Annotated in this window: 17 protein-coding genes and 2 riboswitches; of the genes, 8 read left to right on the top strand and 9 right to left on the bottom strand. The window is 68.1% G+C overall.

The annotated features are described in order from the left end of the window. The first annotated feature begins 18 nt into the window (after positions 1-18). The 4 genes from N5D91_RS12370 to N5D91_RS12385 all read left to right on the top strand — a co-directional run bounded on the left by N5D91_RS12370 (position 19) and on the right by N5D91_RS12385 (position 4,745). Positions 19-2,511 (top strand): DNA topoisomerase I, encoded by a 2,493-nt coding sequence (locus tag N5D91_RS12370; protein ID WP_279908058.1) that lies wholly within the window; start codon positions 19-21, stop codon positions 2,509-2,511. A 131-nt stretch (positions 2,512-2,642) separates the two neighbouring features. Beyond that, positions 2,643-3,233 (top strand): Sua5/YciO/YrdC/YwlC family protein, encoded by a 591-nt coding sequence (locus N5D91_RS12375; RefSeq protein WP_180853995.1) that lies wholly within the window; start codon positions 2,643-2,645, stop codon positions 3,231-3,233. A gap of 43 nt (positions 3,234-3,276) precedes the next feature. Next, positions 3,277-3,972 carry a DUF4124 domain-containing protein gene (locus tag N5D91_RS12380; protein WP_180853996.1) on the top strand — a complete coding sequence of 232 codons (696 nt, stop codon included), beginning with the start codon at positions 3,277-3,279 and terminating at the stop codon, positions 3,970-3,972. A gap of 35 nt (positions 3,973-4,007) precedes the next feature. Next, positions 4,008-4,745 (top strand): hypothetical protein, encoded by a 738-nt coding sequence (locus N5D91_RS12385; RefSeq protein ID WP_180853997.1) that lies wholly within the window; start codon positions 4,008-4,010, stop codon positions 4,743-4,745. A 94-nt stretch (positions 4,746-4,839) separates the two neighbouring features. Here the strand turns inward: N5D91_RS12385 and N5D91_RS12390 are convergent, their stop codons facing one another. Beyond that, on the bottom strand, positions 4,840-5,616 hold the full coding sequence (locus N5D91_RS12390; protein ID WP_180853998.1) for an SDR family oxidoreductase: 777 nt from the start codon (positions 5,614-5,616) through the stop codon (positions 4,840-4,842). 111 nt (positions 5,617-5,727) lie between these two features. Here N5D91_RS12390 and N5D91_RS12395 point away from each other — a divergent pair, with 111 nt between their 5' ends. Beyond that, on the top strand, positions 5,728-5,940 hold the full coding sequence (locus N5D91_RS12395) for a hypothetical protein (protein WP_153854624.1): 213 nt from the start codon (positions 5,728-5,730) through the stop codon (positions 5,938-5,940). A gap of 98 nt (positions 5,941-6,038) precedes the next feature. On the opposite strand, the gene sppA is transcribed toward N5D91_RS12395, so the two are convergent. From sppA to N5D91_RS12415, 4 genes are all read right to left on the bottom strand, one after another. Next, a complete protein-coding gene (gene sppA, locus N5D91_RS12400) occupies positions 6,039-7,961 on the bottom strand; it encodes a signal peptide peptidase SppA (RefSeq protein WP_180853999.1) in 1,923 nt (640 codons plus the stop codon). 114 nt (positions 7,962-8,075) lie between these two features. Beyond that, a complete protein-coding gene (locus N5D91_RS12405) occupies positions 8,076-9,440 on the bottom strand; it encodes an MATE family efflux transporter (RefSeq protein ID WP_110713888.1) in 1,365 nt (454 codons plus the stop codon). A gap of 236 nt (positions 9,441-9,676) precedes the next feature. After that, positions 9,677-10,261 carry a DUF3106 domain-containing protein gene (locus N5D91_RS12410; protein ID WP_180847443.1) on the bottom strand — a complete coding sequence of 195 codons (585 nt, stop codon included), beginning with the start codon at positions 10,259-10,261 and terminating at the stop codon, positions 9,677-9,679. Beyond that, positions 10,254-11,258 (bottom strand): hypothetical protein, encoded by a 1,005-nt coding sequence (locus N5D91_RS12415; RefSeq protein ID WP_110713890.1) that lies wholly within the window; start codon positions 11,256-11,258, stop codon positions 10,254-10,256. Before N5D91_RS12415 ends, N5D91_RS12410 begins: the two co-directional genes overlap by 8 nt. A 412-nt stretch (positions 11,259-11,670) precedes the next feature. On the opposite strand from N5D91_RS12415, the gene N5D91_RS12420 reads away from it, so the two are divergent. Beyond that, positions 11,671-13,848 (top strand): primosomal protein N', encoded by a 2,178-nt coding sequence (locus N5D91_RS12420; RefSeq protein ID WP_110714387.1) that lies wholly within the window; start codon positions 11,671-11,673, stop codon positions 13,846-13,848. Positions 13,849-13,899: 51 nt separating this feature from the next. On the opposite strand, the gene N5D91_RS12425 is transcribed toward N5D91_RS12420, so the two are convergent. Both N5D91_RS12425 and N5D91_RS12430 read right to left on the bottom strand, forming a co-directional pair. Further along, entirely contained in the window at positions 13,900-14,520 is a 621-nt protein-coding gene (locus tag N5D91_RS12425) for a glutathione S-transferase (protein WP_032129683.1), read from the bottom strand. A gap of 113 nt (positions 14,521-14,633) precedes the next feature. Further along, a complete protein-coding gene (locus N5D91_RS12430; RefSeq protein WP_010481148.1) occupies positions 14,634-15,413 on the bottom strand; it encodes an NYN domain-containing protein in 780 nt (259 codons plus the stop codon). 123 nt (positions 15,414-15,536) lie between these two features. Between N5D91_RS12430 and N5D91_RS12435 the strand changes: the two genes are divergently transcribed. Further along, the gene (locus N5D91_RS12435; protein ID WP_164160837.1) at positions 15,537-16,817 is read left to right on the top strand and encodes an NAD(P)/FAD-dependent oxidoreductase; all 1,281 of its coding nucleotides are present in this window, start codon (positions 15,537-15,539) and stop codon (positions 16,815-16,817) included. A gap of 217 nt (positions 16,818-17,034) precedes the next feature. Here the strand turns inward: N5D91_RS12435 and N5D91_RS12440 are convergent, their stop codons facing one another. Together N5D91_RS12440 and N5D91_RS12445 are read right to left on the bottom strand one after the other, a co-directional pair. Beyond that, positions 17,035-17,466, bottom strand: coding sequence for a nuclear transport factor 2 family protein (locus N5D91_RS12440; RefSeq protein WP_180854000.1), 432 nt, complete (start codon positions 17,464-17,466; stop codon positions 17,035-17,037). 71 nt (positions 17,467-17,537) lie between these two features. Beyond that, positions 17,538-17,804 (bottom strand): GIY-YIG nuclease family protein, encoded by a 267-nt coding sequence (locus N5D91_RS12445; protein WP_049452937.1) that lies wholly within the window; start codon positions 17,802-17,804, stop codon positions 17,538-17,540. Positions 17,805-17,844: 40 nt separating this feature from the next. Then, a riboswitch (glycine riboswitch) is annotated at positions 17,845-17,934 on the top strand. A 13-nt stretch (positions 17,935-17,947) separates the two neighbouring features. Beyond that, positions 17,948-18,051, top strand: a riboswitch (glycine riboswitch). A gap of 84 nt (positions 18,052-18,135) precedes the next feature. Between N5D91_RS12445 and N5D91_RS12450 the strand changes: the two genes are divergently transcribed. Then, positions 18,136-18,724: trimeric intracellular cation channel family protein (locus tag N5D91_RS12450; RefSeq protein ID WP_279922686.1), on the top strand; the 589-nt coding region annotated here is incomplete at its 3' end.

Below are 18,724 nucleotides of genomic sequence, written 5' to 3' on the forward strand. Positions count from 1 at the left end.
CCCACAGACCCTGCTGCCATGCCCAAGCACCTGCTCATCGTCGAATCGCCGGCCAAGGCCAAGACGATCAACAAATACCTCGGCAAGGACTACACGGTCCTGGCCTCGTATGGGCATGTGCGTGACCTGATTCCGAAGGAAGGCGCAGTCGACCCGGACAACGGGTTCGCCATGCACTACGACGTCATCGACAAGAACGAGAAGCACGTCGATGCAATCGCCAAGGCCGCCAAGGGCGCCGACGACATCCTGCTGGCGACCGACCCGGACCGCGAGGGTGAAGCGATCAGCTGGCACATCGCCGAGATCCTGAAGGAACGCGGGCTGGTCAAGGACAAGCCGATGCAGCGCGTGGTGTTCACCGAGATCACCCCGCGCGCCATCAAGGAAGCCATCAGCCAGCCGCGCGCGATCGCCAGCGACCTGGTCGACGCCCAGCAGGCGCGCCGCGCGCTGGACTACCTGGTCGGTTTCAACCTGTCGCCGGTGCTGTGGCGCAAGGTCCAGCGCGGCCTGTCCGCCGGCCGCGTGCAGAGCCCGGCGCTGCGCATGATCGTCGAGCGCGAGGAAGAGATCGAAGCCTTCATCGCCCGCGAGTACTGGTCGATCGCCGCCGAGTGCGCGCACCCGTCGCAGCACTTCAACGCCAAGCTGATCAAGCTGGACGGGCAGAAGTTCGAACAGTTCACCATCACCGACGGCGACACCGCCGAGGCCGCCCGCCTGCGCATCCAGCAGGCCGCGCAGGGCTCGCTGCATGTCACCGACGTGGCCAGCAAGGAGCGCAAGCGCCGCCCGGCACCGCCGTTCACCACCTCCACCCTGCAGCAGGAAGCCTCGCGCAAGCTCGGCTTCACCACCCGCAAGACCATGCAGGTGGCGCAGAAGCTGTATGAAGGCGTGGCCATCGGCGACGAGGGCACCGTCGGCCTGATCTCGTACATGCGTACCGACTCGGTGAACCTGTCGCAGGACGCACTGGCCGAGATCCGCGACGTGATCGCCCGCGACTACGGCATCGCCTCGCTGCCGGACCAGCCGAACACCTACCAGACCAAGTCGAAGAACGCCCAGGAAGCGCACGAAGCGGTGCGCCCGACCTCGGCCCTGCGTACCCCGGCCCAGGTGGCACGCTTCCTCACCGACGACGAGCGCCGCCTGTACGAGCTGATCTGGAAGCGTGCAGTGGCCTGCCAGATGATTCCGGCCACCCTCAACACCGTCAGCGTCGATCTGTCCGCCGGCAGCGAACACGTGTTCCGCGCCAGCGGCACCACCGTGGTGGTGCCCGGCTTCCTGGCCGTGTACGAGGAAGGCAAGGACAGCAAGAGCGCCGAGGACGAGGACGAAGGCCGCAAGCTGCCGGCGATGAAGCCCGGTGACCGCATCCCGCTGGAACGCATCCAGGCCGAACAGCATTTCACCCAGCCGCCGCCGCGCTACACCGAAGCGGCGCTGGTGAAGGCGCTGGAAGAGTACGGCATCGGCCGTCCCTCGACCTACGCCTCGATCATCCAGACCCTGCTGTTCCGCAAGTACGTGGAAATGGAAGGCCGCAGCTTCCGCCCGTCCGACGTCGGCCGTGCGGTGTCCAAGTTCCTGTCCAGCCATTTCACCCGGTACGTGGACTACGACTTCACCGCCAAACTCGAAGACGAGCTCGACGCCGTCTCGCGTGGCGAAGAAGAGTGGATCCCGCTGATGGCCCGCTTCTGGGAGCCGTTCAAGGAACTGGTCGAGGACAAGAAGGAATCGGTTGATCGCGCTGAAGCCAGTGGCGCGCGCGAGCTCGGCACCGACCCCAAGACCGGCAAGCCGGTCAGCGTACGCCTCGGCCGCTTCGGGCCCTACGCAGCCATCGGCAGCACCGCCGAGGACGCCGAGGAGAAGCCGAAGTTCGCCTCGCTGCGCCCCGGCCAATCGATGCACACCATCTCGCTGGAAGACGCGCTGGAACTGTTCCTGATGCCGCGCGCGCTGGGTGAGGACAAGGGCGAACCGGTCAGCGTCGGCATCGGCCGCTTCGGTCCGTTCGCCAAGCGTGGCAGCACCTATGCCTCGCTGAAGAAGGAAGACGACCCGTACACCATCGACCTGGCACGCGCCGTGTTCCTGATCGAAGAGAAGGAAGAGATCGCGCGCAACCGGATCATCAAGGAGTTCGAGGGCAGCGACATCCAAGTGCTGAACGGCCGTTTCGGCCCGTACATCAGCGACGGCAAGATGAACGGCAAGATCCCCAAGGATCGCGAGCCGGCATCGCTGACCCTGGCCGAAGTGCAGCAGCTGATGGAAGAAACCGGCAAGCCGGTGCGCAAGGGCTTCGGCGCCAAGAAGGCCGCCGCGAAGAAGGCCCCGGCAAAGAAGGCGGCGGTGAAGAAGGAAGCGGCGCCGAAGAAGGCCGCTGCCAAGAAGGCCCCGGCAAAGAAGGCGGTGAAGAAGGCGGTGAAGAAGGCTGCCGCGAAGAAGGCCCCGGCCAAGAAGGCCGTCAAGAAGGCCGCCAAGAAGTAGGTCCACGCCATGCGTGGATGAGGGGGCAGTGCCGGCCGCTGGCCGGCACCCGCCATAAGCATCAGATGCCGGCCAGCGACCGGCACTACCGGGTGCCAGGGTCCACCCCATCTGCACGCAGCGGGGGGATAATGAAGGCCCACGCCGGGCCGGTCGCCGCCATGAAAGAACTCACCCTCGACTCTGCTGTCGCCACGCTCCGCGCGGGCGGCGTGATCGCCTACCCCACCGAAGCGGTCTGGGGTCTGGGCTGCGATCCTTCGCACGAAGCCGCCGTGCACATGGTGCTGCGGCTGAAGCAGCGCCCGATCGAGAAGGGCATGATCCTGGTCGCCGCCGAGTTGGCGCAGCTGGAAGGCTGGGTGCACCTGCAGGCGCTGCCCGACGCCCGCCAGCGCGCGGTGCTGGCCAGCTGGCCCGGTGCCAACACCTGGATCCTGCCTGCCGGCCCGCGCGCGCAACCCTGGGTCACCGGCGAACACAGCGGTATCGCGGTGCGCATCAGCGCGCACCCGCTGGTGGCCGAACTCTGCCGCGCCTGGGGCGGCCCGCTGGTCTCCACCAGCGCCAACCTGGCCGGCGAGCCACCGGCCCGCAGCCGCGAAGAGCTGGATCCGCGCCTGCTGCGCCTGCTCGATGGCATCCTCGATGGACAGACCGGCGGCCTGGCCCAGCCCACCCCGATCCGCGACGCGCTCAGCGGCAACGTGCTGCGCTCCTGAGCCGGCGATTGCGCTGCTGCGGACAATCACGCACCCTGCCGCCATGACCCTGCTGCGCGCCACCCTCAGCCTGTGCCTGCTGCTGCCGTGGACGGCACCCGCCGCCGAGGCCGAGGACGTGCGTGTCTACCGCTGCGTTGCCAGCAACGGTGCCGTCGCCCTGCAGGACAGGCCGTGCAACAGTGGCCACCAGGAAGTACGCGACCTGCAGCGCCCGCGCGATCCCGCCCCGCGCGTGGTGCGCAGTGATGCCACGCCTCCGCCGCCCAGCGAAACGCCGGTCATCCGCGAGCGCGAAGTCCGCCACGTCTACATCCAGCCGCCGCAGCCGATGTACGAATGCGTGAGCGAGGACGGCCGGCGCTATACCAGCGACAACAACGAAGGCAATCCGCGCTGGGTGCCGCTGTGGACCAGTGTCTGGCTGCCACACGGCCATCGTGGTCCAGCCTACCCCGGACCACGCCCGGCCATCGGCACGCCGATCGGCACCCCCATCGGCGAAGGTGCGGGCTATCGCCCGCCGTCGGTGGGCGTGGGTGTGCAGGTTCCAGCCGGCAGCGTGCTGGTCCGCGACAGCTGCCATGCATTGCCGCCGCAGGAAGTCTGTGCACGCCTGCGCGACCGCCGCTGGGAACTGGACCGGCGCTACAACAGCGCACTGCAGAGCGAACGCACGGCCATCAGCAACGAACAGCGCGGCATCGACGCACGCCTGTCGCGCGACTGCGAGCGCTGAGCGCAGCGCTCCGTCGCAGGCTGTACGCTGTGCGCATGAACAGAGTGATCTGGCTGCTCCTGGTGCTGTTGCCCGGAAGCGCATTGGCCGAAAAGGGTGTGATCTACCGCTGTACCTCCAGCAGTAGTGACGTCCCTACCCTGCAGCGCACGCCGTGCCCGTCCGGCAGCAAGCAACAGGTGCTGCGCGTGCCCGCCCCGTCCAGTCCGCAACCTGCCGCGGTCGAGCCCTCATCAGCGCCGGCTCCTGTTTCCCCTCGGGTTCCGGCAGTGACCGAACCCGCGCCCGGCACGGCGGCCACATCGGCGCCACGGCGCGCGGACCAAGGGCGCACGATCATGGAAGCAGGCATGGTTGAACGCGAGGGCGAGAATCAGATCCTCGACAGCGCGACGCTGCGGCGCGATGCCGACGCCCGCGCCGCCGCCGGCGACGGACCACCGAAGCCGCCACTGCCGCCGATCTTCCAGTGCACCGACAGCCAGGGCAGTGGCTACCTGCACGAATACGAGCCTGCACCCGGCCGCTGCGAACTGATGACGGTGCAGGGTCTGGGCGGCGTCACGCCGGTGAATGCGGCCAGCTGCGAGGTGGTACGCGACCGCTGCGAGGAACTGCCCGAAACGCAGCGCTGCGGCAGCTGGCAGCAGCGCTTCCGCGATGCACGCGGCCGTGAGCGCTTCGCCGCCCCGGAGAACCGCGATGCCGCACGCAGTGAACGCGAGCGGCTGCAGGGCGTGCTGGAGGCCAGCAACTGCCCGGTGCCAGGGTGACGGCCACCCGGTAGTGCCGGCCGCTGGCCGGCAACCACAGGATCTTCAGATGAGTGCAGTTGCCGGCCAGCGGCCGGCACTACCTGCTGAAAGATCAGAACCCGTAGCGCAGGAAACCACCATCCACCGCGATGCACTCACCGGTCACATAGCCGGCCGCCGGCAGGCACAGGAAGCCCACGGCTGCGGCCACTTCCTCCGGCTCGCCGATGCGGCGCATCGGCGTGCGGTTGATCACTTCCTCGTAGTAATCCGGGTCCGACAGCGGACCGGACGTGCGCCGCGTCCGGATGTACCAGGGCGCCACCGCGTTGACCCGGATGCCATCCTCGGCCCACTCGACGGCCAGGTTGCGGGTCATCTGGTGCATCGCGGCCTTGGTCATGCCGTAGACCACGCCGCTGCGCACATGGGTCAACCCCGACACGCTGCCGACATTGACGATCGACGACGAGGCGTGCCGGGCCAGCAGCGGATGCGCGTAGCGCGACAGCTCGAAGGCCGAGAACAGGTTGGTCTCGAAGATCCTGCGCCATTCATCCTCGGAGTATTCCGTCGCCGCCTTGGTGACATTGCCACCCGCGTTGTTGACCAGGATGTGCAGGCCATCGCTGTGGTCTTCCACCCAGTCCAGGATCTGCCGGCGGTCTTCGTCGTCGGAGACATCGGCGGCCAGCGCGTGCACCTGATGCTGCGGATACACGTCCAGCAGTTCGTCGCGCGCAGTTTCCAGCATGTCGATATCGCGGCCGACGATCATCAGGTCGGCGCCGAGCCCCGCCAGTTCATGCGCGATGGCCAGGCCGATGCCGGCGCTGGCGCCGGTGATCAGGGCCGTCTGGCCGTCCAGGCGCCACCGTTGCTGGGTCATGTGTCCTCCGGGGCGGTGCCCACTGCATTTCGATGCCGCAAGGATACGCGCTCACGGCCACACCCTGCCGGGGATGCGACACTGCCGGCACGTCCACTGCGGAGAGCCGCCATGCGCATCCTGATCCTGTCCATGCCCCTGCTGGCCAGCGTGCTGCTGGCGGCCTGCCAGCGGCCGCCGACACCGAACCCGGAGAAGCCACCAGCACCACAGGCGATGGCGCGCGCGATGCATGAGCCGCTGGACCGCGCCAAGGACGTGCAGAAAACCGTGGACGATGCTGCCGCGCGTGAGCGCAAGGCAGAGGCCGACGCAACGCAGTGACCTGTGGGGTCAGAGCCCTTTGCGGGGCAGAGGGATCCGACCCCACCAACGAAAACGCCCGGCCAGGGCCGGGCGTTTTCATTCGTCACCGTTGCCGATCAGAACCCGCAGAAGCAGTACGCCAGCGCCTTCACCGGCGTGCCGTTGCCCTTCTCGCGGGCCGCGTTCTCGACAAAGCGCAGCTGCGTATCCACTTCCGGCATCGTGCGCGCCAGCACCATCCGCGCCATGCCCGAGTCGGACAGCATCCAGGCACCTGCACGGCTGCCGGCGAAACCGCTGACGAACTGCGCGAACGGCGTTGCCGCCTTCTCGATGTAACGCACGCGGTAGGCATCAGCCTTGCCCAGCTTGGCGCGGCTGGCGGCATCGGCCACGGCATCCTTCAGGCCACCGAAGGCGTCGACCAGGCCGCGTTCCTTGGCCTGTGCACCGCTCCACACGCGGCCGCGGGCCACCTCGTCCACCGCCTCGACCGGCTTCTTGCGGGCGTCGGCGACGCGACCGGTGAAGTCGGCGTAACCCTTGTTGATCACCGACTGGATGACCTGGCCCACGGCCGGATCCATCGGGCGGGTGACATCGAAGGCACCGGCGAAGCGGGTGGTACCGACACCGTCGGTATGCACACCGATCTTGTCCAGCGCGCGGCTGAAGTTCGGGACCATGCCGAAGATGCCGATCGAACCGGTGATGGTCGACGGATCGGCGTAGATGCGATCGGCGTTCATGCTGATCCAGTAGCCACCGGAAGCGGCCAGATCGCCCATCGACACCACCACCGGCTTGCCGGCGGCCTGCAGGGCCACCACTTCGCGGCGGATCTGCTCGGAGGCGAACACTTCACCACCCGGCGAATCCACGCGCAGCACCACCGCCTTCACGTTCTCGTCGTCACGCGCGGCACGCAGCAGTGCCGAGGTCGACTCGCCACCGATGCGGCCGGCCGGCAGGTCGCCGCCGCTGATCTCGCCTTCCGCCACCACCACGGCCACCTGCGGACGCGAGTCCACCGGGTTGCGGCGCGCATCGAGCTGGCCCAGGTAGGTGCCGAAGTCGACGTTGCGGAAACCACCGTCGGCATCGTCGTCGGCCACGCCGCGCTCGATCATCAGATCCTCGAATTCCTCGCGGGTCTTCAGCGCGGTCACCAGCTTCTGCTGCAGCGCGAACTTGGCCAGGTCGCCACCGGCGGCGGCAATGCCTTCCGGCAGCGTGTCGATGCCGGCGGCCAGCTGTGCCGGGTCCAGGCGACGCGCCTTGGCGATGTCCGCCAGGTAGCGCTGCCACACGTCGTTCATCCAGAACAGGTCGGCTTCCTTGGAGGCCGGCGAGGCGGCGTCGAGCACGTACGGCTCGGCCGCGGACTTGTACTCGCCCACCTTGAACAGGTGCACGTCCACGCCCAGCTTGTCCTGCAGGCCGGTGCGGAAGTACTGGCGGTAGCGGCCCAGGCCCTCGAGCACCACCGACCCCATCGGGTCCAGGTAGACCTCGTCGGCCTGTGCGGCCAGCAGGTACTGCGACTGGCCCATGCTCTCGCTGTAGGCCACCAGCTGCTTGCCGGAGGCACGCAGGTCCTGCAGCGCGGTGGCCACTTCACGCAGCGAAGCGAAGCCCGACGGCTGCAGCTTGTCCAGCTCCAGCACCACGCGCTCGATCTTCTTGTCTTCCTTGGCCGACTCGATCACCCGCAGCAGGTCGCGCAGCTGGATCTCCTCGGCGCCGTTGTCGCCCACCGCCTTGGCCAGCGCGCGGCTGACCGGATCGGCGCTGAACTGCTCGACCAGGCGGCCCTCCGGCGCGATCACCAGGGTGGTGCGGTCCTGCAGCGACTTGCTGGCACCGGCGCCCATGCCGGCGGCGATGACGAACATCACCAGCAGCAGGAACAGCAGGCCGAAGAACACCAGGTTGAGGATCAACCGGCGGGTGAAGTTCATGACGTCCCACAGCCCGATGAAGAAACTGGCGACGGGGTTGCGACGCGCCGGGGGCAGCGGGGGCACGGGTTGATTCATGGAACGCTCCGGATGGCTTCTTGCCGTGGTGCCAGCATAGCCGGTGCCGCGTGATGCGGCATCGGACACAAGTCAGGGGATCGCCCGCCACGGATCATCGTGGCGGGCGGGAGGTCAGGACAGCGCGGACTGGCCGATGCGCAGGCTGCTGCGGCGCAGGCGCCAGCCCATCAGGATGGCGGCGGCGGTCAGGCCGACGATCAGGCCGATCCACATGCCCTGCGGCCCCATGCCCAACCCCAGGCCGAGCCCGGCGCCGAGCGGCATGCCCAGGCCCCAGTACGCGAACATGGCGATGAACATCGGCACGCGGGTGTCCTTCAGGCCGCGCAGCGCGCCGGCCGACAGTACCTGGATGCCATCCGGGAACTGGAAGGTGGCCGCGTACAGCAGCAGGGTCGAGGCCAGGCCGGCCACCGCCAGGTCGTTGGTGTAGACGCCGACGATGGCATCGTGGCCGAACAGCAGCACTGCTGCCGACAGCGTCTGCGTACCCATGATGATCGCGTAGCCGGCCCAGGCCGCACGCCGTACGCCGAAGCCATCGCCACGGCCGACCGCATGGCCGACGCGCACGGTGGTGGCCTCGGCCACGCCCATCGGGATCATGAAGCACAGCTGGGCGACGTTGATCGCGATCTGGTGCGCGGCCGCTTCATTGGCACCGAGGCGGCCGATCAGCAGCGCGGTGACGATGAACAGGCCGCCTTCCATCAGCACGGTGATGCCGATCGGCAGGCCGGTGCGCAGCAGGTCCCAGATCGCCTTCCAGCGCGGTCCTTCGAAGTGCGAAAACAGCTGCAGGTGGGCGAAGCGCTTGGTGAACCACAGGTAGGTGGCGAACGCGATCGCCTGCAGCCACATCATCACCGCCGAAGCGATGCCCAGGCCTTCGGCGCCCATTTCCGGGAAGCCGAGCTTGCCGTTGGCCAGCACATAGCCCATCGGTGCCAGCACCAGCAGGCCGCCGAAGCCGAGCAGCATGGTCGGCAGCGTCCAGTGCATGCCCTCGCTGAGATAGCGCATGCAGAAATACAGGGTCAGCGCCGGGCCGCCCCAGCGCACCGCGTGCAGGAATGCGGTGGCCCCCGGCACGATGTCCGGCGCGATGCCGAAGGCCGGCAGCAGCGGCGGCACCACGGTGAGGAAGGTGAACATGATCAGGCCCAGGCCCAGCGCCAGCCACAGTGCCTGGCGGAACAGCGGACCGATCTCGCGCTCGCGGCCGGCGCCATGCAGCTGCGACACCGAGGCGGTGAGCGAGATCAGGGTGCCGATCGGGATCAGCATCGGCAGCCACAGCAGGGCGGTGCCGATGGTCACCGCGGCCAGGGTCGCCGTGGCGTGGTGGCCGGCAATCACGTTGTCGACGAAGGAGATCAGACCGGTGGACACATGCCCGAGCACAAGCGGCAGGGCGAGCAGACCGGTAGCGCCGACTTCCTTGCTGAAGCGCGGCGTGGAGGTTGCAGTAGACATAAGGTGCTTGACGCGAACTACGGTTGCGCGCGAAGGGCACAGGCACCGGGTTGCGGGCCGCCATCTTACGCGTGCGGCGTGCGCATTCCCATGACATGGCGTGAATGCTGGGTTTCAGCAGGCCCCGGCATCACGCGTTGCGATCACGTTACGAACAGAAAAAGGGGACGGAGGGGATTAAGTCGTTTCAAGCCCGACTGTGCCGAGTACGACTTAATCCCCTCCGTCCCCTTTGTTTACTGACCCGCCTGGCGCTTGAGCCAGGTGTCGCGCTCGGCGGGTGGCACCGCGAGGAATGCGCCGCGTACTTTGTCGCGCTCCTGCGGCGGGGTGCGCTGCGCGACCAGGGTGAGCTGGGCCAGCTGCGCCGGGCTGAGCTGGCGCAGCACGGCCAGCGCGGCCTCGCGCTGTTCCGGCGGCACGAACCCGAACAGGCCGTGCAGCTTGGGGAATTCCAGGCCCAGCTGCGGGCCCAGCCGCCAGCCTTCGCGGAACGCCTGGTCCTGCGCCTCGAACTGCTGGCGCATGCGTTGCTGTTGATCAGCCGGCAGCGCATTGAAGCGCGCCGCGGCCTGACGGATGCGCTCACGCTCGCCCTCCGGCAATGCCCGCCATGCGGCGTAGTCGGCGCGGCGCTGTCGCTGCTGCTGGGCATCGAGCTGGGTAAACGCAGCGGGCGTCGTACTTGTGATGGCCGGGGCCGGGGCCGCCGATGAACTGCCCGGCACTGGCGGCGGCAGCGGCACGTTCAAGGTCTGCGGCGCGGCGGACAGCGACAACGGCAAGGCCAGCAGCAGGCTGGCGAATACGGTCTTATTCATCGGCAGCAGCGGTCTCCAGCGTGGCGCTGGCCGGCTCCGGCCGGCTCGGCTTGGATTGCGACTCGTCCACCGGCAGCGGGCCGCCCGCGGCGGTCCACGCATACAGATCGGCATCGGCCACCAGCGGGTAGTCGCGGTCGGCCAGCATCACAGCGTCGTCCGTGGCCTGGGCCGGGGCCGCATCCGGCGTAGCGCTGACCGTGCTCGGCGGCAGTGCTTCCACCGTGACCGGACCCGCTTCACCGACCACGCCTTCCGGCAGCGGAGCGTCGCTGCCGAACGAATGCCCCTGCCAATAGCGCCAGCCCAGCGCCGCGGCCAACAGCACCGCCACCGTCACCAGCAGGATCAGCGGACCGCGCCAGCGTGGCTTGGCATTCGTACGGCGGCGCTTGCCGCTGGCAGCCGCACGCTCGTCCCGCTGCGGTGCACGCCAGCTGGAGGTCGGGGGTTCATTGTTGGCAGCCGGGGCAGCCGGTTGCTGCAGCTGCTGCAGGCGCTTGGCCGGCAGATCGCGGATGCGCAGCTGCACCTGCTCGGCAAGCTGGCGCCAGGCCGATGCATCGGGCTGGCCGTGCGCATCGCGCGGGCAGGCATCGGCCAACAAGCGCTGGTAGCTGGCCTCGTCCTGGTCGAGCACGCGCATGGCGATGCCTTCGTCCAGGCTGCCGCCCACCCGCAGCAACAGCGCCAGGCGCGGCATCGATCCCATCTCGCCCAGCGCAGCCAACGGCGGCGCCCATTGGCCGCCCACCGGTTCGCGCAGTACCTGGCGCTGGCCCAGCAGGGTCCAGAAGCGGGTCGGCCACTGCGCCATCGGCAGGTCGCTGGCGACCGCCGCAAACGCGCGCATCACCGCCACCAGGGTCTGTTCGGCACGGGCGGCATCACCGCACTGCAGTTCAGCCACCACCAGGGCACGGCGCTCGACGCCACGCAGGAACGCCGACAGCGCGCCGGCCGCGGTCGAGGAAACAGGGGCGGGCACAGCCGTCATCGGTCACTCCAAAGGTCTGCCGGCATGATAGCGGCAGGCCATCGGCGCCCGTAGGACTTGCGCCCGCAGGCACTTCGTGCTGCAGGTTGTGCACAGCACCAAGGCCCCGCTGCGGAAAACTGGGGCATCCAGCTGAATTCACTCTGTTTCAGCATTGTTTCACACTTAAGTTGTTGATTTTGAATGTTTTTACTATGTGGCGATTTTTTGACCAACCCGAGTGTGAGGCCGTCGCCATCGGCCTTCTGCGTTTCCGCTGGCGGTTAACGCACAACGTTATCCACAGAACATGTGGATAAGACTGAATCTCCAATGGACACCGATATTTAGGTGACATTTATGATTCAACGGGCGTCGCCCGGCTATGCCCGCGCCCGCCATTCGCGCCCGCATGGGCCGTTACACTGGCCCGATGCTTTCACCGATTCCGACCCTGCAGGTCGCCCTGCCCGTCCCCCTGCCCCGCCTGTTCGACTACCTGTCGCCGGAGGGCGAGGCCCCCACGGTTGCGGTCGGCTGCCGTGTGAAGGTGCCGTTCGGCAACCGCGAGCTGGTCGGCGTGGTGGTCGGCCTCGGCCAGACCGACGACGGCCAGGGACTGCGCCAGGCCCTGGCCTGGTGCGACCCGCAACCGCTGCTGCAGGGTGAACTGTGGCAGAGCCTGCAGTGGCTGGCGCGCTATACCCACGCGCCCCTGGGCGAAGTACTGAGTACCGCCCTGCCCGGTCCACTGCGCCATGGCGACGCCCTGCCCGACACCCATCACTGGGGCTGGCAGCTGACTGCGGAGGGCCATGCCCAGCGCGGGACGCTGCGCGCCGGCAGCCGCCCGCGGCAGTTGGCCGAACTGCTGGCCGACGCCGTGGTGGATGAGGATGTACTGGGCGAACGCATGGAGGACTGGCGCACCGCCGCGCGCAGCCTGGCCAAGCGCGCGCTGGCCGAGCGCGTGGCGATGACGGTGGCACCGCAGCATGCGCAGCCGCTGCCCGGCCCCGCGCTCAACCCGGACCAGGCCGAGGCGGTGGCCGCGATCAACGCCGCCGACGGCTTCCAGCCCTTCCTGCTGGATGGCGTGACCGGCAGCGGCAAGACCGAGGTCTACCTGCAGGCGATCATCCATTGCCTGGCGCAGGGCAGGCAGGCGTTGGTGCTGGTGCCGGAAATCGGCCTGACCCCGCAGACCCTGGCACGCTTCCGCGGCCGCCTCGGCATCGCCGTGCACGCGCTGCACTCCGGGTTGAACGACAACGAGCGCGCGCGCGTCTGGGCGGCGGCTTCGCGTGGCGAGGCACGGGTCATCGTCGGCACCCGCTCGGCGGTGTTCACGCCCCTTCCCCAGGCCGGCCTGCTGATCGTCGACGAGGAACACGATGGCAGCTACAAGCAGCAGGACGGCATCCGTTACCACGCGCGCGATTTCGCCCTGGTCCGGGCCAAGGCGCTCGGCATTCCGGTGCTGCTCGGCAGTGCCACGCCCTCGCTGGAAACCCTGCACAACGCCTACGCCGGGCGCTACACCCACCTGCGCCTGAAGCAGCGTGCCGGCGATGCACGGCCACCGCGCGTGCGCATCCTCGATGTGCGCAAGCGGCCATTGCACGATGGCCTCTCGGCCGATGTGCTGGCCGGCATCGGCGAGCACCTGCAGCGGGGCCAGCAGGTGCTGGTGTTCAAGAACCGCCGTGGCTACGCACCAGTGCTGCTGTGCCACGACTGCGGCTGGACCGCGCCGTGCCAGCGCTGCGATGCGCCGATGACCGTGCATGGCGGCGGCCGTCGCCTGCAGTGCCATCACTGCGGCGCGCGGCAACCGGCGCCGCTGGCGTGCCCCGCGTGCGGGAGCCTGGCGCTGCAACCGCAGGGCATCGGCACCGAACGCCTGGAAGAGCACCTCACCGCCGCCTTCGCCGACTTTCCGGTGGTGCGCATCGATCGCGGCACCACCTCGCGCCGCGATGCACTGGAACAACAGCTCGCCAAGCTGGGTGACCAGCCCGGCATCCTGGTGGGCACACAGATCCTGGCCAAGGGCCACGACCTGCCCAAGCTGACCCTGGTGGTGGTGGTGGGCATCGACGAAGGTCTGTTCTCCGCCGACTTCCGCGCCAGCGAGAAACTGGCGCAGCAGCTGATCCAGGTCGCAGGACGCGCGGGACGTGCGCGTGATCCTGGCGAGGTCTGGCTGCAGACCCATCACCCCGGGCACCCGCTGCTGGAAACCCTGGTAAGCGGTGGCTACCACCCATTCGCCCAGGCCGAATTGAACCAGCGCCAGGCCGCCGGATTCCCGCCGTTCGCGCATCTGGCGCTGATGCGTGCCGAAGCGCAGCAGGTGGAGCATGCCAATGCATTCCTGCTGGCCGCGCGGCAACTGCTGGGGGAACAGAATGTGGTCGAGGCCTACGGGCCGATGCCGGCGCCGATGCCTCGGCGTGCCGGCTACCAGCGCACGCAGCTGCTGCTGTCTGCCCTGCAGCGGCCGCCGTTGCATGGGGTGCTTTCGCAATTGGTGCCGCAGCTGTACGCGCTGCCGGAAGCCCGCAAGGTGCGCTGGTCGCTGGATGTGGATCCGACGGATCTGTACTGAGGGGTCGGATCCCTTTTCGCAGAAAAGGGCTCTGACCCCGACCGCCACCGCTTACGTCAGCGGCGACATCACGCCGCGCTGGTAGGCCGGCCGCTCGCGCAGGCGCGCATACCAATCGGCCAGGTGCGGCAGTTCCGGGCGCTGGATCGGCAGTTCGAACCAGGCGTAGATCAGCGAGCCCAGCGGAATGTCACCCATCGCGAACGTCTCGCCCGACAGCCACGGCTGTCTGGCCAACGTGGCATCGGCCATCGCCAAGTAGTCACCGGCACGCACGATGGCGGCATTGATGCGCGCTTCGTCGCGGTCGGCCGGGGCGGTGCGCATGATGCCCCAGATCAGGTCGGTGTACAGCGGCGCCATGCGCGAGGTGCTCCAGTCCATCCACTTCTCGGCCTGGGCGCGTTCCATCGGGTCTTCGGCGTACAGCGTGCCCAGCGCGTAGCGCGCACTCAGATAGCGCACGATGGCATTCGATTCCCACAGCGGCAGGCCATGGTCTTCGATCACCGGCACCAGGCTGTTGGGATTCATCGCCAGGTACTCCGGCGTCTGCGTGCCGCCATGGCTGCCACCAACCTCGATGGATTCGTACGGCAGGCCGATTTCCTCGGCGCACCACAGCACCTTGCGGACGTTGCTGGAATTGCGGCGGCCCCAGATCTTCAACATGCGGGTTTTTCCTTGCTGGCAATGCGAGCGGCAACGATACGCCTGATCGGAGTGGGTGTGTGGGTGGCGGATGTGGAATCGGGCATCTGCGCGCTGCCGGCCAGCGGCCGGCACTACCGGTTTTTCTTCGGCAGCGCGCGCACGTAGGAGGACTTGCCGTCCTTCTTCAGCTCGAACAGCCCGATCGCCGCCAGCAGGTCACTGAGCTTGCCGTAACCGTAGTTGCGCGGATCGAACGAGGCCTGGTTGCCGATCTGGCTGCCGACCGGGCCAAGGTGCGACCAGCCATCCTCGCCCTCGGCCGAGGACACCGCACGGCGCAGCATCTTCACCAGCCGCGTATCGCTGCGCATTTCCGCACCGCTCTTGCGTGGCCGGGCATCGTCGTTGGCAACAGGCTCGTTCGATGCCTGTTCGCTGGACGCCTGTTCGGTATCCGGCACGCTGGCATGGGTCTGGCCCAGCGCTTCCAGATAGGTGAACTTCGAGCACGCGTTGACGAACGGCTCCGGGGTTTTCTTCTCGCCGAAGCCATAGACCTTCACACCGTCGGTCAGCAGGCGCATCACCATCGGGGTGAAATCGGCATCGCTGGACACGATGGCGAAGCCATCGAGATTGCGCGCGTACAGCAGGTCCATGGCATCGATCACCATCGCCATGTCCGAGGCATTCTTGCCCTTGCTGTAGGCGAACTGCTGGATCGGGCGGATCGCATATTCGTGCAGCACGGCCTCCCAACCCTTCAACCGCGGGCTCTTCCAGTTGCCATAGGCGCGGCGCACGTTGGCCACACCGTAGCGGGCGACTTCGGCCAGGACCTCGTCGATCTTCGAGGCCGGCGCGTTGTCGGCGTCGATCAACAGGGCGATGCGCTTTTCCGGTTCGCTCATGGGCTCCTCACGGGCGGTTGCCTGAACCCGAGTATCGCCGATCCATGCGGGCGCTGACGTGACAGGTCGCCATCGTGCGAAGATGCCAGGCGCTTCCCCCAATGCCCCCACTGGAGTGAGTCGATGAGTCGCGAGCGCGTTCCCCACCTGGTTGTTGTCGGCGGCGGTTTTGCCGGTCTCTGGGCCACCCGTGCCCTGGCCCGCGAGCGCATACGCATCACCCTGGTCGACCGCCGCAACCACCATCTGTTCCAGCCACTGCTGTACCAGGTGGCCACCGCCGGCCTGTCCGCGCCGGACATCGCCGCGCCGCTGCGCCACATCCTCGGCCACCAGCGCAATGTGGAAGTCCGCCTCGGCGAAGTGGTGACCATCGACAAGCAGGCCCGGCAGATCCGCATGGCCGATGGCAGCACGCTGGACTACGACAGCCTGCTGCTGGCTACCGGCGCCACCCACGCCTACTTCGGCAACGACCAATGGGCCGATGATGCGCCCGGGCTGAAGACGCTGGACGATGCCATCGCACTGCGCCGCAAGCTGCTGCTGGCGTTCGAACGCGCCGAGGCCGAGCCGGACCCGGCGAAGAAAGCGGCGTGGTTGAGCTTTGCCGTGGTCGGCGGCGGCCCCACCGGTGTTGAACTGGCCGGTACCTTGGCCGAAATCGCGCGGCATACGCTGCGCAACGAGTTCCGCCATATCGATCCGGCCAGCGCCAAGGTGCGGCTGGTCGAAGCCGGCCCGCGCGTGTTGTCTTCGTTCCCGGAAGTGCTTTCGCTGAAGGCACGGCGGCAACTGGAAAAACTGGGCGTGGAAGTATTGACCGGTACCCCGGTGAGCGACATCGACAGCCAGGGCTTCAAGCTCGGCGATCAGTTCGTGCCGGCCCGCACCGTGGTCTGGGCCGCCGGTGTGGCCGCTTCACCGCTGGCGCGCACCCTGGATGTGCCGCTGGACCGCGCCGGCCGCGTGCAGGTGCAGCCGGACCTCACCCTGCCTGGGCACCCCGAGCTGTTCGTGGCCGGTGACCTGGCCGCACTGAATCAAGCCAACGGCAAGCCGGTACCCGGCGTCGCACCCGCCGCCAAGCAGATGGGCAAGTACGTGGCCGAGGTGATCCGCGCGCGCCTGGACGACAAGCCGGCACCAGGTCCCTTCAAGTACGCCGACTTCGGCAACCTGGCCACCATCGGCCGCATGGCCGCGATCGTGCACCTGGGCAGGCTGCAACTCTCGGGCGTCCTCGCCTGGTGGTTCTGGCTGGCCGCACACGTGTTCTTCCTGATCGGTTTCCGCAACCGCGTCGTGGTGCTGCTGAACTGGGCGGTGGCGTACTGGAGCTATCAGCGCAGCGCGCGCATCATCTTCGGTGATGACCAGGAAGACCGGCGACCGAGGCGCTAGGGCCGAAGACGGACACGGGTTCTCTGCCTGGGAGTAGATCCACGCCATGCGTGGATGAATGTCTGTGCAGGCCGCATGGAGCTCAGCCACGCATGGCGTGGCTCTACTGCCTCATCAGGCCGCCGGGCACTCGCCGTTTCGACCAAACCCGGCAGAGGTCTTCCTTTCTCGCAGTACCGGCAATTGAAAGCCAAGCTCTACCTGCGGCGCCCATCGCTCACTGCGCCTTTGGTTTCGGGTACCACAGCGCGTTGACGATGACCCAGCGCTGGTCGAAGCGCCCCATGTGGAAGTAGTCGACGAACCACGGCGTTTCCAGCCGTACCGAGGCCGCGTTGCCGGTCACGTCCAGCACCGTGCAGCGGCGGTCCCATTGATCCTTCGGGGTCTTCAGCGCGCCCTGCTTCGTCAACGAGACCAGCTCTTCCTTCGACATACGTCGCAGGCCCAAGCGTTCGTCGGGTGTATCGCCGAGGACCGCGCGCTTGGCCAGGTCCGGGTGCAGGGAGCGGGCGACGCGCTGCGGGTCGGCCGCCAGCTGGCCGTCGACGTAATCGTGGCAGGTGGCTTCGATGGCCGCGATCGTGGCCGGGTCGGCAGCGGGGCTCGTTGCTGCGGAGAGAGCGAACAGCAGGGCAATCGTGGACATCCGGGTCTCCAGCTCTGGGCGCGGGGCGATCATGGCATGGGCCAAGTGGCCCATCCACGCATGGCGTGGATCTACAGGACCGGCGCCTGCAACCAGGCCAGCTTGCGTTCGCGCGGCTGCTGCTTGAGCTGCCACTCGGCCCGCGAGGCGGCGGCCCGGTCCGGGTACTCGCGCACGGCCAGCACGCGCAGTGGCGGCCGTGCCCGGGTGTAGCGCGCGCCCTTGCCGGCCTGGTGGGCGGCGAAACGCGCCTCCACATCGGTGCTGATGCCGGCGTAGTAGCTGCCATCGCGGCATTCGAGCAGGTACAGGAACCACGGGCGGAGGGACGGGGCCATGCCCGGATTATGCCGTGCTGCACTGCAGCGGATATACTGGCGCCCGAATGCAGGAGAGAGGCGCCGCGCTGGCGCCCGCCGAAGGCGCAGGCTCCCATGATCGCTCAGGCCGGTGGGCTGGAATCCCACCAACCATGCATTCGACTCGCCGAGCTGGAGAGAGGTCACCGGGCACGCCCGGGACGATCCGCCGAAGGGGCACGCGGCCAACGCCGCTGAACTCTCAGGCAAAAGGACAGCGGGAGCGGCACCGGTCATCGTCATCCCGTCATTGCGCAGGCAGTGGCGGTAGTCGCGCATGGCCGGCCCCACCGCGCCCGGAGCCTGTCCCATGCTGCTGTCCATCATCTACCTGATCGCCATTTCCGCCGAAGCCATGACCGGCGCGCTGTCCGCCGGCCGTCGCCGCATGGACCTGTTCGGGGTGGTCATGATCGCCTGCGTCACCGCCCTCGGGGGCGGTTCGCTGCGCGACATCCTGCTCGGCCACTACCCGCTGGGCTGGGTGAAGCATCCCGAGTACCTGGGCTTCACCGTGTGCGCGGCGCTGATCGCCACCTGGGTGGCGCGCTGGATGCACCACTTCCGCCGCACCTTCCTGGTGCTCGATGGCCTGGGCCTGATCGCCTTCACCCTGATCGGCTGCTCGATCGCGCGCGAGGCCGGCCATGCCATGCCGATCGTGCTGATCGCCGGCATGCTGACCGGCGCCTTCGGCGGCGTGCTGCGCGACATTCTCTGCAACGAGGTGCCGCTGATCTTCCAGAAGGAGCTGTACGCGATCATCGCGCTGCTGACCGGCGCGGCCTACCTGTTGCTGCTGCACTGGGGCGTGGCCGACGCCACCGCGATCCTGTGCTGCCTCGGCGGCGGCTTCGCGCTGCGCCTGCTGGCGATCCACTACCGCTGGGAAATGCCGA

Origin of the sequence: Stenotrophomonas sp. GD03794, assembly GCF_029842145.1 — a bacterium.
Taxonomy (GTDB): Bacteria; Pseudomonadota; Gammaproteobacteria; order Xanthomonadales; family Xanthomonadaceae; genus Stenotrophomonas; species Stenotrophomonas riyadhensis.

Bases quoted from the DNA above. Each gene is read 5' to 3' on its own strand.
- N5D91_RS12370 (WP_279908058.1), top strand. From the start codon at position 19: ATGCCCAAGCACCTGCTCATCGTCGAATCGCCGGCCAAGGCCAAGACG.
- N5D91_RS12375 (WP_180853995.1), top strand. From the start codon at position 2,643: ATGAAGGCCCACGCCGGGCCGGTCGCCGCCATGAAAGAACTCACCCTC.
- N5D91_RS12380 (WP_180853996.1), top strand. From the start codon at position 3,277: ATGACCCTGCTGCGCGCCACCCTCAGCCTGTGCCTGCTGCTGCCGTGG.
- N5D91_RS12385 (WP_180853997.1), top strand. From the start codon at position 4,008: ATGAACAGAGTGATCTGGCTGCTCCTGGTGCTGTTGCCCGGAAGCGCA.
- N5D91_RS12390 (WP_180853998.1), bottom strand. From the start codon at position 5,616: ATGACCCAGCAACGGTGGCGCCTGGACGGCCAGACGGCCCTGATCACC.
- N5D91_RS12395 (WP_153854624.1), top strand. From the start codon at position 5,728: ATGCGCATCCTGATCCTGTCCATGCCCCTGCTGGCCAGCGTGCTGCTG.
- sppA (WP_180853999.1), bottom strand. From the start codon at position 7,961: ATGAATCAACCCGTGCCCCCGCTGCCCCCGGCGCGTCGCAACCCCGTC.
- N5D91_RS12405 (WP_110713888.1), bottom strand. From the start codon at position 9,440: ATGTCTACTGCAACCTCCACGCCGCGCTTCAGCAAGGAAGTCGGCGCT.
- N5D91_RS12410 (WP_180847443.1), bottom strand. From the start codon at position 10,261: ATGAATAAGACCGTATTCGCCAGCCTGCTGCTGGCCTTGCCGTTGTCG.
- N5D91_RS12415 (WP_110713890.1), bottom strand. From the start codon at position 11,258: ATGACGGCTGTGCCCGCCCCTGTTTCCTCGACCGCGGCCGGCGCGCTG.
- N5D91_RS12420 (WP_110714387.1), top strand. From the start codon at position 11,671: ATGCTTTCACCGATTCCGACCCTGCAGGTCGCCCTGCCCGTCCCCCTG.
- N5D91_RS12425 (WP_032129683.1), bottom strand. From the start codon at position 14,520: ATGTTGAAGATCTGGGGCCGCCGCAATTCCAGCAACGTCCGCAAGGTG.
- N5D91_RS12430 (WP_010481148.1), bottom strand. From the start codon at position 15,413: ATGAGCGAACCGGAAAAGCGCATCGCCCTGTTGATCGACGCCGACAAC.
- N5D91_RS12435 (WP_164160837.1), top strand. From the start codon at position 15,537: ATGAGTCGCGAGCGCGTTCCCCACCTGGTTGTTGTCGGCGGCGGTTTT.
- N5D91_RS12440 (WP_180854000.1), bottom strand. From the start codon at position 17,466: ATGTCCACGATTGCCCTGCTGTTCGCTCTCTCCGCAGCAACGAGCCCC.
- N5D91_RS12445 (WP_049452937.1), bottom strand. From the start codon at position 17,804: ATGGCCCCGTCCCTCCGCCCGTGGTTCCTGTACCTGCTCGAATGCCGC.